Genomic DNA, 14,113 nt, shown 5'->3' with positions numbered 1-14,113 from the left:
GCTATGAGAATCAGCGAGCAATGGCTCCGTGAATGGGTGGCCGTGGACGCGAGCATCGAGGCGATCGCCGAGCAGCTGACGATGGCAGGGCTGGAAGTCGATGCCATCGAGCCGGCGGCGCCCGATCTCAGCGGCGTGGTGGTGGGCGAGGTGGTCAGCTGCCAGGCCCATCCCGATGCCGATAAACTGCGCGTCTGCGAGGTCGATACCGGTGCGGCGCGCCAGCAGATCGTCTGTGGCGCACCCAACGTCGCCGCCGGCGTCCGGGTTCCGGTGGCGACAGTCGGCGCGCGGCTGCCGGGCGGGATGAAGATCAAGGCGGCCAAACTGCGCGGCGTCGCCTCCAACGGCATGCTGTGCAGCGCCGCCGAGCTGGGATTGGGCGGCGACACCGCGGGGCTGTGGCTGCTGCCGGCCGACGCTCCGGTAGGCTGCGCGTTGGCCGACTATCTCGACGCCAACGATACGGTGATCGAGATCGATCTCACGCCGAATCGCGGCGATTGCTTGAGCATGCGCGGCGTCGCGCGCGAAGTCGCGGTGGCCTTCGGCGCCGAACTGGCCGATACGCCGGCGGATCCGCCCGCCGAGGGTAGCGCTGGGGCTGCTGACATCGTCATCGAGGCGGCCGACCTGTGCGCGGCCTATGCCGGTCGCCGTATCGACGGCGTGGACCCGGTCGCGGCGGCGCCGGTCTGGATGCGCGAGCGCCTGCGCCGGGCCGGCATTCGCTCGATCAATCTGCCGGTTGATATCGGCAACTACGTCATGCTCGATATCGGTCAGCCGATGCATGCCTTCGATGCCGACAAGCTCGTTGGCAGCATTCGTGTACGGCGTGCGCGTGCCGGGGAGCCGATCACCACCCTGGACGGCCAGGACGTCGAACTCCAGGCGGATACGCTCGTCGTCGCCGACGACGAGGGACCGGTCGCCATCGCCGGGATGATTGGCGGCCAACGCACGGCGGTAGACCGGAACACCAGTAATATCCTGTTCGAGGCGGCATGTTTCACGCCCGCGGCGGTCGCTGGCCAGGGGCGTCGCTACAAGATTCATACCGATTCGCTGCACCGCTTCGAACGGGGTGTGGACCCGGCGCTGCATGCACGCGCGCTGGACCGTGCCAGTGCCCTGATGCTGGCGTTCGGCGGTGGTCGCTGCGGCCCGGCGGCAATCGTCGAGGGCCGGCCGGTATGGCCCGAAGACCGGACCATCGAGCTGCACGGCGAGCAGATGACGCGACTGCTCGGGCAGCCTATTCCCGGGGACTTCATCGCGGCGGCACTCATCGGCCTGGGCGCAGGCTGCGAGCCGGTCGGCGATCAGGCGTGGCGGGTCGTGCCGCCGAGCTGGCGTTACGATCTGTCGATCGAAGCCGATCTGGTCGAAGAGGTCGCGCGCGTTTACGGTTACGACCGGTTAACCGCCGAGGCCGCGGGCGTCGTCCTGCCGCCCGCGCGGGTGGGCAATGCGCTGCTGGAAGCGAGCTTGCCCGGCGAGGTGCTGCGCCAGCGCGGCTACCACGAGGCCATCACCTATAGTTTCGTCGACCCCGAGTTGCACGCCGAACTCACCGGCGATGCCGCGGCCCTGGCCCTGGACAATCCGATTTCAGAGCAGATGATCGTGATGCGGCGCACGCTCTGGGCCGGCCTGCTGGGCGCATGGGCGCACAACAGCCGCCGGCAACAGTCACGGGTGCGCCTGTACGAGCAGGGCCTGCGCTTCTGGCCTGCAGCCGGGGCCGAGAACGGGATGGCGCAGGTCGACACGATCGCGGGCCTGATCGCCGGCGCGGCACACCCGCCGCATTGGGACGAGACCGCGCGCGAAGTGGATTTCTTTGACGTGCGCGGCGATGTCGAGGCGCTGTTCGCACGCGCCGGAAGTGTTCCCGAACTGCAGCCCGAGACGCACCCGGCGCTGCATCCGGGCCGATCGGCACGGATCTACGTGGGTGGTCAGCCCGTGGGTTGGGTCGGGCAGCTGGCGCCCGGGTTCGCTCGCCGCTACAAGGGGCAGGCGCTGCCCTATTTGTTCGAAATCGATCGCAGCGCCCTGGAAGCGACCGATGTCGTGCGTTACACCGCACCGTCCGATCAGCCGCGGGTGACTCGGGACCTGGCGCTGGTGGTGCCCGAGACGGTGGCCGTCGGCGACCTGATCGCCGCCGTCGACGCGTTGGACAATGACCTGATTCAGTCCGTCCAGGTATTTGATGTGTTCCGTGGCCACGATCTGGAAAGCGGCTTGAAAAGCGTGGCTTTGAGCTTGATTTTCCAAGATAAAACGAGCACGCTTAATGACGAGACGGTGGATCGAATCATAACTGACGTAACCGACGCTCTGCGCGCGCGTTGCGACGCCAGACTCAGGGGGGAATGACGTGGCGCTTACGAAAGCGGACCTGACGGAAAGGCTGTTCGAACAGCTTGGCTTCAACAAGCGAGAGTCCAAGGAATTTGTCGATCTCTTCTTCGAAGAACTTCGAAGCACCCTCGAAAACGGCGATTACGTCAAACTCTCCGGTTTCGGGAACTTCGAACTCCGCGACAAGAACGAGCGGCCAGGGCGAAACCCTAAAACCGGTGAAGAAATCCCAATCTCGGCACGGCGAGTCGTCAGCTTCAAGCCCGGACAGAAAATGCGAGCCCGGGTCGAGTCCCGAACCGACAACTGAAGCTGCGGCGCTGCCGCTCATTCCCGACAAGCGCTACTTCTCGATCGGCGAGGCGAGCGATCTGTGTCGGGTGAAGTCGCACGTGTTGCGTTACTGGGAACAGGAATTCTCGCAGCTCAAACCCGTGAAGCGGCGAGGTAATCGTCGCTACTATCAGCAACGCGATATTCAGATCGCGCGCGACATCCGCCATCTGCTTTACGACCAGGGGTTCACCATTCAGGGGGCGCGCCAGCAACTGGCGGGCAAGGGCCGGGCGCTCGCCTCATTGAACGACAACGCGGTCGCGGCCGATTCGTTGGCCGCGGTGAGGCGGGAGCTTGAATCGATCGTGCAGTTGCTGACGCCGTGATTCGCATCTTGTCACTGGCGCAGAGTCTGCTATGATGCGCAGCTCGTCGGGGTATGGCGCAGTTTGGTAGCGCGTCTGCATGGGGTGCAGAAGGTCGTAGGTTCAAATCCTGCTACCCCGACCATCTTACTGTCAGAGCAATGCCTTGCATCGGCCTCCGAGCAGGGTTTTTTTATGGCGGATGGGGACGCGGCCGCGGACTTGGCGCGCGCTCGGCCGGAATGCGGGTAACGATTGCGGGATCGGTATATGATCCAGATTGTCGGACGCTACGCGCCATCGCCCACTGGCCCGTTGCATTTCGGGTCCCTGATTGCCGCGCTGGCCAGCTTCTGCCAGGCCCGCAGCCAGGGCGGCCGCTGGCTCCTGCGTATCGACGATCTCGACGCGCCCCGTGTGGTGCCGGGCGCCGACCGCGCCATCATCGACACACTGGCGGCTTTCGGTCTCACGCACGACGGCCCGATTCTGTATCAGTCGCAACGCCGCGCGGCCTACGCTGCCGCTGTGGCAGGCCTGCGCGACGCTTCGCTGGCGTTTGACTGCGCTTGCAGCCGCCGTGAAGCGCAGAGCGGGCCGGCGGGGCTCGAGGGTCCCATCTACCCGGGCACGTGCCGCGACGGGCTTCCGCAGGGGCGATGCGCACGCGCGGTCAGGCTACGTGCCGATGCCGGCGTCGTTGCCGTGGCCGATCGCATTCAGGGGCGCTATGCGCAGGATCTGGCGGCGGACATCGGCGATTTCGTGATACGCCGTGCCGATGGCGTAGCGGCGTATCAGCTGGCGACCGTTCTCGATGACGCCGAGCAGGGGGTAACCGAGGTAATACGGGGCGCCGATCTGTTGTCGTCCACGCCTCGTCAGGTCTGGATCCATCGCTGTCTCGATCTTTGCCCCCCGACCTATGGTCATATTCCGGTAATCGTGGACGCGGCCGGCGAGAAGCTGGGCAAGAGCACGGGCGCGCTGGCGCTGGATTCGGTTCGACGTCAGGAACAGCTGGTCCAGTGCCTCTTGTTGCTCGGACAGAGGCCGCCTGCCGCGCTTGCGGCGCACTCGGTGGCTGGCGTGATCGACTGGGCGGTCGAACACTGGGACGCGGATCGCGTGCCGCGGCGAAGAACGTACCGTCGAACGAACGCTGCCACCGCAGCCGGGAACTGACGGCGTTGCCGCCTGCGCGACCTGTCGCGCAGGCGCACGGGCGCCATGCGCTGTATCCAGCCGATACCGCACGTGCCCGGGCCGAGCCCGCTATGAAAACGACCGGCGAGATCCATCGCGCGCCAACGACATCGACAGTGCCTACCAGCGACGCTTGCCCCATTGCTCCGGATTGGCCCAGTAGCGCGAATTCAGCCAGTCGGGGGTGATCTTGTAATCGAAGATGTCGTAGCGGTACAGCCAGTAGGCGGATTCGATCGCTCGTTGCGAGGGGAGGCGGCGAAACCCCAGGCCGAGAAAGTCGCGGGTTGACCAGGCATTGTCTCGGCCGGTCTCTGCCCTGGGGAAGGCGGCGATGATCGCGCCTGCGGCATAGTTGCGCAGCCGTCCGAGCAATTCCCGGGTGGCTTGTCGCGAGAGTACTGTCGGCGCATCGAGCACGACGGCCAGGTCGGCACGTTCCGTCGGCAGGGGCCGGCGGGCATCGAAATCCGGATCCAGAACGAGGCGGCTTACGCCCAGATCATCCCAGTCGACAAATGAGGCGGCCGGGGCAATCTGAACGCAGCGCGTTGTGTCGTAGCGTTCGATCTCGTCGCGCAGACAGCGGCGTATATCGTCGGGAACGGCCATGGTTCACCCAGTCTAATACGTCGAGCGGTCGCCGCGGCAAGGGCGGGCCGGCATACCCGCGAGTCGTGGATCGCCGGCATAAAAAAGCCCGGCCTGAAAAGGCCGGGCTTTCCCGCATCAAGCGGTGATCGTCGGGTGTTAACCCTTCGATTACATGCCGCTGTTGCCGCTCGTGCTGTTGTCGTCACCCTGGTTGGTGACGTGCAGCTCGACGCGACGGTTCTGGGCACGGCCGGCCGCGGTCTTGTTGGTGGCGACCGGGTTGGACTCGCCGTGACCCTTGGTGCCGGTGATGCGGCTGGCGCCGATGCCGTGATTGGTCAGGTAGCTCTTGACCGAATCCACACGACGCTGCGACAGGCCCAGGTTGTACTTCTGAGTACCGATGCTGTCGGTGTAGCCATCGATACGAAAATCAACGTCCGGGCTGGCGTTCAGTGCGTCGACCACGTTGTTCAGGCGATTTTCCGCCTGCGAGGTCAGCTTGGCCGAATCGAAGTTGAAGGTGACGCCCTTGAGGACGATCGGGGCCTTCTTCTCGATCGGGCAGCCACGGGCATCGACTTCGGTTCCGCGCGGCGTACCCGGGCACTGGTCGTTGGCGTCGATCACGCCGTCGCCGTCGCTATCCTTCGGACCGGTCGGTGCCGGCGCCGCGACTGGCTGCGGCGCCTGCGGCGGCGCACCCAGCGGGATCTGCAGACCCAGGGAGACGATGTTGTCGTTGTAACGCGCGTCCTCGTAACCGGCGCCGAGCACGTCGGACGAGGTGACGGTGGTGTAACGATAGCGGTACTCGGCGCGGACCTTCAGGCCGTAATCGTTGAGGGTGTACATGTAGCCGACACCGGCGTCCAGATACTGCGCATCCGCATTATTGCCGACGTTGTTGCCGTTGATCGAGCCGTAGCCCGGGTTCTGCTTGCCCCAGGCGGCACCCAGGATGCCGTATACCGGCAGGGTGTCACGGGCCGGGAAGAACAATGCGTCCAGACCGAAGCCGTACAGGTCGGCGTTACCCGCGTCCTGGCCGTTGAGCTTCTGGCCCGGATTGAAATAGAAGCCGTACAGCTCGAGGTTCAACCAGCTGTTGATCGGCTTGCCGACGGCGAGCGAGGCACCCACGCTATCGTCGTTGCTCACATGCAGACGACCGAAGCTATCCGAGGACTTGCCGATCGTGTCATTGTTGAAGAATCCGTAGGACACCATGGGCGCGACATAGAAGCGCTTGTCCTGCGGCTTGCCATTGTCCTGCGCGAAGGCGCCGGCCGAGACAGCGAGCCCCAGCGCGCCGGCAACGCATGCGGTAAGCGGTTGCTTGAATTGCATAGTTCAAAACTCCCTTGAACGGGTTTAGGTTTGTTGTGCGGTCCCATTCACCGAGTGGTAAACGCAAGTTTCCTGACCGGTGACGTGCTGGAAGAGTATGCGACCTTTTGGTGAAGTTCGCAATCCAGCGCCCAGGTTGTGAAATAAAAACTAACCTGCAATCATTCACCGCTTTGCCGACGCTGCCGAGCTTTAATTATATGGATGTCAACGCTGTTCGAACCCGCATGGTCTCGCTGCGCGAGCGCTTGGGCGACCTCCGGGGGTATCTTTGACCATGCTGAGAAAAAGGACCGCCTGAGCGAGCTCGATGCGGAACTGGCCGAAGGTCAGATCTGGGTCGAGGCGCCCGACAAGGCGCAGGCCTACGGGCAGGAAAAGGCGCGGCTGCAGGATATCGTCGGGCCGATCGACGCCGCGACGGCGACCCTTGCCGAAAGTGACGAGTTGCTCGAACTCGCCGAAGCCGAGAGCGACGCCGAGGTGGTCGATCAGATCGACGCCGAACTGGACGGCGTCGAACGCCACCTCAAGGCGCTGGAGTTTCAGCGCATGTTCTCGGGCGAGGCGGATGCGAGCAATGCGTTTGTCGATATCCAGTCCGGCTCGGGCGGCACCGAGGCCCAGGACTGGGCGGAGATGCTGCTGCGCATGTACTTGCGATGGTGCGAACATCGCGGTTTTCAGACCGAAGTGACCGAGTTGTCGGCCGGCGATGTCGCTGGAATCAAGAGTGCGACGGTCGCCGTGACGGGCCCCTATGCCTACGGCTGGCTGCGCACGGAAACCGGCGTTCATCGGCTGGTACGCAAATCGCCGTTCGACTCGGGGGCGCGCCGGCATACCTCATTCGCTGCGGTCTTTGTCGCGCCGGAAATCGACGACGACATCAAGATCGAAATCGACCCGTCGGATCTGCGGGTGGATGTCTATCGTGCCAGTGGTGCGGGCGGCCAGCACGTCAATCGGACGGAATCGGCGGTGCGCATCACCCACCTGCCCACCAACATCGTGGTGCAGTGTCAGAATGACCGCTCGCAGCACAAGAATCGTGCGACGGCGATGAAGCAGCTCAAGTCCAAGCTGTACGAGCGCGAGATGGCGCAGCGGCGGGCCGAGGCCGAAGCCACCGAGGCGGACAAGTCCGATATCGGCTGGGGCAGCCAGATTCGTTCGTATGTGCTGGATCAGTCGCGCATCAAGGATCTGCGTACGGGGGTCGAGGTCGGGAACACGCAGGCCGTGCTGGACGGCGATCTCGATCAGTTCATCGAAGAAAGCCTCAAGCAGGGTCTTTAACCAGGGTCTTTAAACATGAGTGACGCTCCGACGAACGCAGAGGAAACACACCGACTTGTCGCCCAGCGCAAGGAGAAGCTGGCCGGCTGGCGCGAGAGCGGCCATGCATTCCCCAACGATTTTCGCCCGAGCGCGAGCGCCGACGCGTTGCAGCGCCAGCACGCGGACGACGATGCCGAGGCGCTCGAAGCCGACGCCACCGAAGTCGCGCTGGCCGGGCGGATGCTGGCCAAGCGCGTCATGGGCAAGCTCAGCTTTGCCACGCTGCAGGACGCCAGTGGCCAGATCCAGCTGTTCGTGCAGCGCGACCTGTTGGGCGAGGAGGCGTACAAGACATTCAAGCAGCTCGACATCGGCGACATCATCGGCGTGCGCGGCACGCTGACCCGGACCAGGAAGGGCGAGCTGTCGGTCAAGACAGTGGCGTTGCAGCTGCTGACCAAGTCGCTGCGGCCACTGCCCGAAAAATGGCACGGCCTGTCCGACACCGAGGCCCGCTATCGTCAGCGCTATGTCGATCTGATCATCAATCCGCAGGCGCGGGCGGTATTCGCCGCGCGCAGTGCGATTCTGCGGGCCGTGCGCGGCTTCTTCGAGGGGCGCGGCTTCATGGAGGTCGAGACCCCGATGCTGCAGGCGATCCCGGGCGGCGCCGCAGCCCGGCCGTTCGTGACGCATTACAACGCACTCGACCACGATTTCTACCTGCGCGTCGCCCCCGAGTTGTACCTGAAGCGGCTGGTGGTCGGCGGTCTGGAGCGTGTGTTCGAGCTCAACCGCAATTTCCGCAACGAGGGGCTGTCGACGCGACACAACCCCGAATTCACGATGCTCGAGTTCTATCAGGCCTACGCCGATTATCGGGTGCTGATGGACGAAATCGAGGCGCTGCTGCGTGAGTTGTCGCGGGTTGTGACCGAACAGTATCCCGCAGCGCGCAACGAAAACGCGGTCGCGCTCGACAAGCCGTTCGATCGGCTGCCGATGAAGCAGGCGGTGCTGCGCTACAACGACGCCATCGAAGCGGCCGACCTGGACGACGCGGAGCGCTTGCGGGCGGTCGCCGCGGCCGCCGGCGTCAAGGGCGAGGACAGCTGGGGCCCCGGCAAGTGGCTGACCGAGCTGTTCGAGGCCACGGTCGAGCATCGGCTGGTCGAGCCGACGTTCGTCACCGACTATCCGGCCGAGGTGTCGCCACTGGCACGGCGCCGCGATGACGATCCGAGCGTTACCGAACGCTTCGAGCTGTTCATCGCCGGGCGTGAGGTCGCCAACGGCTTCTCCGAGCTCAATGATGCCGAGGACCAGGCCGAGCGCTTCCGGGCCCAGGCCGCAGCCAAGGAGGCGGGCGACGAGGAAGCCATGTACTACGATGCCGATTATATCGCGGCGCTGGAATACGGGCTGCCGCCGACCGGCGGCGCCGGCATCGGCATCGATCGCGTGGTGATGATGCTGACCGGCGCGAGTGCGATTCGCGACGTGTTGCTGTTCCCGCAGTTGCGGCCCCGCAAGCCGGCCTGATGCGGCCGGCCCGCCGCCGGTGGTCTGCGGCTCAATCGGGCGTCGGGTAGGGCAGCGCCAGGGGCGTCAGCGCGCCGGCGTGCTCGGCGCGCAGCCCGTTTCGGGCTGCGGCTTCGATCTTGAGGACCGCCAGGGCCCGGCCTGCGTCGTCGCCCGCCGCCTGCAGGATCTGGCCGGCGAGATCGCCGGTTTCGTCGTGGACCGGCTCGCCCGGCATCGGGCAGGTCCCGGTCCAGGCCAGGCGGAACACGCGGCGCGTCAACCGGCCGCGGTAATGCAGGCGCGCGATCACTTCCTGGCCCGGGTAACAGCCCTTGTCGAAATCGACCGCCATGAGCCAGTGCAGGTTGAGCATCTGCGGCACGAATTCGCCCTGGGTGGCGGCGGTCACTTGCGGTACTCCGGCATCGATGTCCGACAACAACCACGCGCTGGAATCAGCGGCCAGCGCCTGGTCGGGCGCGGATGTGTCCGCCGCATGCAGCACCAGCGTGCGGCCGGGATGCTCGGCCGATCCGGGCAGTCCGAGCCATATCTGGCCGTCGTGGATCGCGGTTTCGTTGACCTGCGGCGCGGCGTCGGCGTCGTGCAGTCCGACGATGCCGTAGCGTGCGCCGACGTCGGCCAGCTCCACTTTCGAACGCAGCACGAACATCCGCAGTCGTTTGAGCGCACTCGCGATCAGCGATTGCGGCAGCAGCAGCAGATAGGCCTCCGCGGTCGCCACCACGCGCAGTACCAGTTGGGTTCGGCCCTTCGCGTCGCACCAGGCGGCCAGAAAATGCCGGTCGGGGCCGAGCCGCGAGACATCGTTAGACAGCTGTGCGCGCAGGAATTCACCCGCGTCCGGGCCGGTCACGCGGATTACGCCGAGGCGCAGGGAGTCGGTAGGCGTATCGTCGCCCATGAGTGCATCCAGAAGCATGTTTGCCCGTATTGTAGAGCGACTGTAAAGCAATGTGTGGCAACGCCGTTCGCCGACGCGGCGCGGTTGCCAGCCCATCCCGCGAGGTTTAGAGTATTTGTATGCCGAAGCAGCCTGCGACGCCCGTCGACGACCCCCGTTCCGAAGTCATGAGCGAGCCGTCCGACGCGCCGTCCGCGCCCGATCGCGTTCAGCCAGAGCCGGATGACACCACACCGTTGTCGGAACAGTCCCGGCCCAGGGAATACGGCGGTCGCGATGGCCCCGATCCGGTGCGTTATGGCGACTGGGAGAAGAACGGCCGCTGCATCGACTTCTGATTTCGTCCGATTTTTCCTTAAAACGACTGCCGGGGACCGTATGAGTAGTCAGCCGAACCGACCGATTTCGCCGCATCTGCAGATTTATCGTTGGCAGATATCCATGCTGACCTCGATCGCCCACCGTGCCTCCGGCATCGTGCTCGCGCTCGGGGCCGTGCTGCTCGCGGTCTGGCTTATCGCCGCCGCCAATGGGCCGGACGCCTACGCGGCGGTCAACGGGGTATTCGCATCCTGGTTCGGACAGCTGATCATGTTCTTCTGGTCCTTTGCGCTGTTCTACCACCTGTGCAACGGCATCCGGCACCTGGTGTGGGACGTCGGCGTGGGCCTGGATCTGGAAACGGCCCGCATGACCGGTTTCGTCGCCATCGGCGTGGCCGCGGCGCTGACTATTTTCGTCTGGATCTGGGCGCTGATCGCCTGATCGACGGCCGACGTTCTTCGGAGATTTTGCTATGAGCAGTATTCGTTCTTCGCTGGCCCAGGCGCGCGGCCTGGGCAGCGCCAAGACCGGCACCGCCCACTTCTGGGCCCAGCGCGTGAGTGCCGTGGCGCTGGTGCCGCTGACCCTGTGGTTTGTCGCGTGCCTCGCCTCGCAGTTCGGCGCCAGTTACTCGAGCGTGACCAACTGGCTGTCCTCGCCGTTCCAGGCGTCGCTGCTGGCGATCTATCTCGCCGCGATCTTCTATCACTCGCAACTGGGCCTGCAGACGATCGTGGAGGACTACATCCATAACGAGGGGGTCAAACTGGCGACCCTGATCGCGCTGCAACTGATCAACATCCTGCTGGCCGTCGCGGCCATCGTTTCCGTACTCATGATTCTTGTGGGAGCCGCCTGATGAGCGAAAGCTATGACATCATCGAACATCAGCATGACGTCGTCGTCGTCGGCGCCGGCGGCTCCGGTCTGCGCGCCACCCGCGGGCTGGCCGACGCGGGCCTGAAAACGGCGTGCGTGACCAAGGTGTTTCCCACGCGCAGCCACACCGTGGCGGCGCAGGGCGGGATCGCTTCCGCGCTGGGCAACATGGGCGAGGACGACTGGCGCTGGCATGCCTATGACACGGTCAAGGGCGGCGATTGGCTCGGCGACCAGGACGCCATCGAATATCTGACCAAGGAAGCGATTCCGGCCATCATCGAGCTCGAGCACGACGGCGTGCCGTTCTCGCGGACCGAGGACGGCAGGATCTATCAGCGCCCGTTCGGCGGCATGACCACGCATTTCGGCAAGGGCAACGCCCAGCGCACCTGCGCCGCGGCCGACCGGACCGGCCACGCGCTGCTGCATACGCTGTATCAACAGTCGCTCAAGGCCCGCGCCGAATTCTTCATCGAATACTTTGCCATCGACCTGCTGATGACCGAGGACGGCGAGTGCAAGGGTGTGCTGGCCTGGGATCTTCAGGGCGGCAAGCTGCATCGCTTTCGTGCTCACCAGGTGATTCTGGCGACCGGCGGCTATGGCCGGGCGTACTTCTCCTGTACGTCGGCGCACACCTGTACCGGCGACGGCATCGGCATGGCGCTGCGCGCCGGTCTGCCGCTGCAGGATCCGGAATTCGTCCAGTTCCACCCGACCGGCATCTATGGCGCCGGCTGCCTGATCACCGAAGGCGCCCGCGGCGAGGGCGGTTACCTGACCAACTCGGAAGGCGAGCGCTTCATGGAGCGTTACGCGCCCAACGCCAAGGACCTGGCGTCGCGGGACGTGGTCAGCCGTGCCGAAACGGTGGAGATCAACGAAGGCCGCGGTGTGGGTGAGAAGCAGGACCACATGCTCCTGCACCTGGAGCATCTCGGCCCCGAGGTGCTGCACGAACGGCTGCCCGGCATCACCGAAACGGCGCGCATCTTCTCCGGCGTGGACGCCACCAAGGAGCCGATCCCGGTCCTGCCGACCGTGCACTACAACATGGGCGGCATCCCGACCAACGCCTTCGGCGAGGTCGTGACGCTCAAGGACGGCGATCCGGAATCCGTCGTGCCCGGCCTGATGGCGGTCGGCGAGACCGGCTGCGTGTCGGTCCACGGCGCCAACCGTCTGGGTTCCAACTCGTTGCTCGACCTGGTCGTGTTCGGCCGGGCCGCCGCCCATCGCTGCGAAGAGATCGTACCCAAGGGCAAGATGCACAAGGCCGACACACGGGCGTCCGAGGAAAAGGCGCTGGATCGCTTCGACCGACTGCGCCACGCCGATGGCGGCACGCCGACCGCGGAGCTGCGCGACAGCCTTCAGGCCTCGATGCAGAAATACGCCGCGGTCTTCCGCAAGGACGACATGCTGGCCGAGGGCGTCGAACAGATCGGCAAGGAAGTCGAGTCGTTCGCCAACGTCTCGGTTGCCGATCGCTCGATGACCTGGAACAGCGACCTGGTCGAGACCATGGAGCTGGAGAATCTGTTGGGCTGTGCCATCTGTACCATGCACGGCGCGGCCAACCGCAAGGAAAGCCGCGGTGCGCACGCGCACGAGGATTACACCGAGCGCGACGACGAGAACTGGATGAAGCACACGCTCACCTGGCACAACAGCGGCGAGACCGATGTGCGCATCGAGTATCGCCCGGTGCACATGAATCCGATGACCGACGAGATGGAGCACATCCCGCCCAAGGAACGCGTCTACTAGCGTTGGATAATCGCGGTCGGCGCCGTGCGCCGACCGGTCACTTTGGAAATGGAGCCTCAGCATGGCTGAATTTCGACTGCCCAAGAATTCGCGTATCTCCAAGGGCAAGCGCCATCCGGCGCCCAAGGATGCGAAGAACACCAAGACCTTCCGCATCTATCGCTGGGAGCCCGAAGCGGGCGAGAACCCACGGGTGGACAGCTTCGAGATCGATCTGGACCGCTGCGGGCCGATGGTTCTCGATGCGGTCATCAAGATCAAGAACGAGATCGACCCGACACTGACCTTTCGCCGTTCCTGCCGTGAAGGTGTCTGTGGTTCCTGCGCGTTCAACATCGACGGCAAGAACACGCTGGCCTGCACCACCCGTATCACCGATATCGACGGCGATGTCCGTATCTACCCGCTGCCGCACATGCCGGTGGTGAAGGATCTGGTGCCCGACCTCACGCATTTCTATGCCCAGCTCGAGTCGATCGAGCCGTGGATCAAGACCGATACCACGCCGCCCACGCGCGAGCGCCTGCAGACGCCCGAGGACCGGGCCAAGCTGGACGGTTACTACGAGTGCATCCTCTGTGCGTGCTGTTCCACGGCCTGCCCGAGCTATTGGTGGAACCCCGAGCGCTATCTGGGGCCGGCCGTGCTGTTGCAGGCCTATCGCTGGATCGTGGATTCGCGAGACGAAGCGACCGGTGAACGCCTGGACGGCCTGGAAGATCCGTTCAAGCTGTATCGTTGCCACACGATCATGAACTGCACCAATACCTGCCCCAAGGGCCTGAATCCGGCGAAGGCCATTCAGGAGACCAAGAAGCTGATGGTCGCACGCCGCACCTGATGGGCGGTGCGATTCGCCGACGCGCCGCGCTGGATGCCAGCGCGGGGCTTTTACGGTCCGGGTGCTGATATGAGCGAAAAATCCCGCGTGCGCTGGCTGTGTCGGCGCGGCATGAAGGAACTGGACGTGCTGCTCGAGCGTTTTGTCCGGTCGGACTACGACACGCTGACCGAGCAGCAGCACACGGAGTTCGTGCATCTGCTCAATCACGAGGACCCCGACCTGTGGGTGCTCATGATGGGGCGGGCCGAGCCCGAGAATCCCGCGCAGGGCGAACTGCTGGCACGCATCCGGGAGTTCCAGCGCCCGCCGGGGACCTGATCGCGGCCGAGATTGACGGTTGCCGGGGGCCTGTTGCCGTTTCGTACACGTGCCGCGTTGGAGACCGCAAATCCGTCGAGA

The 14,113-nt window shown here is 64.9% G+C and carries 15 protein-coding genes and 1 tRNA gene; 13 read left to right on the top strand and 3 right to left on the bottom strand.

All coding sequences use genetic code 11. The features are described 5' to 3' along the window. Positions 1-3: 3 nt before the first annotated feature. From pheT to gluQRS, 5 genes are all read left to right on the top strand, one after another. Positions 4-2,388 (top strand): phenylalanine--tRNA ligase subunit beta, encoded by a 2,385-nt coding sequence (gene pheT / locus ACS8Y6_RS13475; protein WP_440855749.1) that lies wholly within the window; start codon positions 4-6, stop codon positions 2,386-2,388. A gap of 1 nt (position 2,389) precedes the next feature. Further along, positions 2,390-2,683, top strand: a complete 294-nt coding sequence (locus tag ACS8Y6_RS13470) for an integration host factor subunit alpha (RefSeq protein ID WP_440848244.1) — start codon at positions 2,390-2,392, stop codon at positions 2,681-2,683. Positions 2,684-2,693: 10 nt separating this feature from the next. After that, positions 2,694-3,035 carry a MerR family transcriptional regulator gene (locus ACS8Y6_RS13465; RefSeq protein WP_440855780.1) on the top strand — a complete coding sequence of 114 codons (342 nt, stop codon included), beginning with the start codon at positions 2,694-2,696 and terminating at the stop codon, positions 3,033-3,035. Positions 3,036-3,082: 47 nt separating this feature from the next. Next, positions 3,083-3,159 (top strand) — tRNA-Pro (locus ACS8Y6_RS13460). A gap of 125 nt (positions 3,160-3,284) precedes the next feature. After that, a complete protein-coding gene (gene gluQRS, locus ACS8Y6_RS13455) occupies positions 3,285-4,199 on the top strand; it encodes a tRNA glutamyl-Q(34) synthetase GluQRS (RefSeq protein WP_440855748.1) in 915 nt (304 codons plus the stop codon). 141 nt (positions 4,200-4,340) lie between these two features. Here the strand turns inward: gluQRS and ACS8Y6_RS13450 are convergent, their stop codons facing one another. Together ACS8Y6_RS13450 and ACS8Y6_RS13445 are read right to left on the bottom strand one after the other, a co-directional pair. Beyond that, entirely contained in the window at positions 4,341-4,832 is a 492-nt protein-coding gene (locus ACS8Y6_RS13450; RefSeq protein ID WP_440855747.1) for a DUF6231 family protein, read from the bottom strand. Between the two features lie 150 nt (positions 4,833-4,982). Then, entirely contained in the window at positions 4,983-6,164 is a 1,182-nt protein-coding gene (locus tag ACS8Y6_RS13445; RefSeq protein ID WP_440848247.1) for an OmpA family protein, read from the bottom strand. Between the two features lie 200 nt (positions 6,165-6,364). On the opposite strand from ACS8Y6_RS13445, the gene prfB reads away from it, so the two are divergent. Both prfB and lysS read left to right on the top strand, forming a co-directional pair. Further along, a protein-coding gene (gene prfB / locus ACS8Y6_RS13440) for a peptide chain release factor 2 (protein WP_440848248.1) occupies positions 6,365-7,463 on the top strand; the annotation gives its coding sequence in 2 pieces (ribosomal slippage) (positions 6,365-6,436 and positions 6,438-7,463; 1,098 coding nt in all). Between the two features lie 15 nt (positions 7,464-7,478). After that, complete coding sequence (gene lysS, locus ACS8Y6_RS13435; RefSeq protein ID WP_440848249.1) at positions 7,479-8,987, top strand: lysine--tRNA ligase; 1,509 nt, start codon at positions 7,479-7,481, stop codon at positions 8,985-8,987. A gap of 31 nt (positions 8,988-9,018) precedes the next feature. Here the strand turns inward: lysS and ygfZ are convergent, their stop codons facing one another. Then, positions 9,019-9,912 (bottom strand): CAF17-like 4Fe-4S cluster assembly/insertion protein YgfZ, encoded by an 894-nt coding sequence (gene ygfZ, locus ACS8Y6_RS13430; RefSeq protein WP_440855746.1) that lies wholly within the window; start codon positions 9,910-9,912, stop codon positions 9,019-9,021. Between the two features lie 101 nt (positions 9,913-10,013). Between ygfZ and ACS8Y6_RS13425 the strand changes: the two genes are divergently transcribed. The 6 genes from ACS8Y6_RS13425 to ACS8Y6_RS13400 all read left to right on the top strand — a co-directional run bounded on the left by ACS8Y6_RS13425 (position 10,014) and on the right by ACS8Y6_RS13400 (position 14,032). Beyond that, positions 10,014-10,232: a DUF1674 domain-containing protein gene (locus ACS8Y6_RS13425; protein ID WP_440855745.1), complete on the top strand. Its 219-nt coding sequence runs from the start codon at positions 10,014-10,016 to the stop codon at positions 10,230-10,232. 40 nt (positions 10,233-10,272) lie between these two features. Further along, positions 10,273-10,659 carry a succinate dehydrogenase, cytochrome b556 subunit gene (gene sdhC, locus ACS8Y6_RS13420; RefSeq protein ID WP_440848252.1) on the top strand — a complete coding sequence of 129 codons (387 nt, stop codon included), beginning with the start codon at positions 10,273-10,275 and terminating at the stop codon, positions 10,657-10,659. Positions 10,660-10,690: 31 nt separating this feature from the next. Next, entirely contained in the window at positions 10,691-11,077 is a 387-nt protein-coding gene (sdhD, locus tag ACS8Y6_RS13415; RefSeq protein ID WP_440848253.1) for a succinate dehydrogenase, hydrophobic membrane anchor protein, read from the top strand. Further along, positions 11,077-12,870, top strand: a complete 1,794-nt coding sequence (gene sdhA / locus ACS8Y6_RS13410; protein WP_440848254.1) for a succinate dehydrogenase flavoprotein subunit — start codon at positions 11,077-11,079, stop codon at positions 12,868-12,870. Before sdhD ends, sdhA begins: the two co-directional genes overlap by 1 nt. A gap of 61 nt (positions 12,871-12,931) precedes the next feature. Beyond that, on the top strand, positions 12,932-13,711 hold the full coding sequence (locus tag ACS8Y6_RS13405) for a succinate dehydrogenase iron-sulfur subunit (RefSeq protein ID WP_440855744.1): 780 nt from the start codon (positions 12,932-12,934) through the stop codon (positions 13,709-13,711). A gap of 69 nt (positions 13,712-13,780) precedes the next feature. Next, on the top strand, positions 13,781-14,032 hold the full coding sequence (locus ACS8Y6_RS13400; RefSeq protein ID WP_158590741.1) for an FAD assembly factor SdhE: 252 nt from the start codon (positions 13,781-13,783) through the stop codon (positions 14,030-14,032). The last annotated feature ends 81 nt before the right edge of the window (positions 14,033-14,113 follow it).

Source organism: Salinisphaera sp. RV14 (assembly GCF_052044135.1).
In the GTDB taxonomy this organism is placed as follows: Bacteria; Pseudomonadota; Gammaproteobacteria; order Nevskiales; family Salinisphaeraceae; genus Salinisphaera.
Note: the sequence above shows the minus strand (reverse complement) of the source record. Positions and strands in the feature narration are given on the sequence as shown.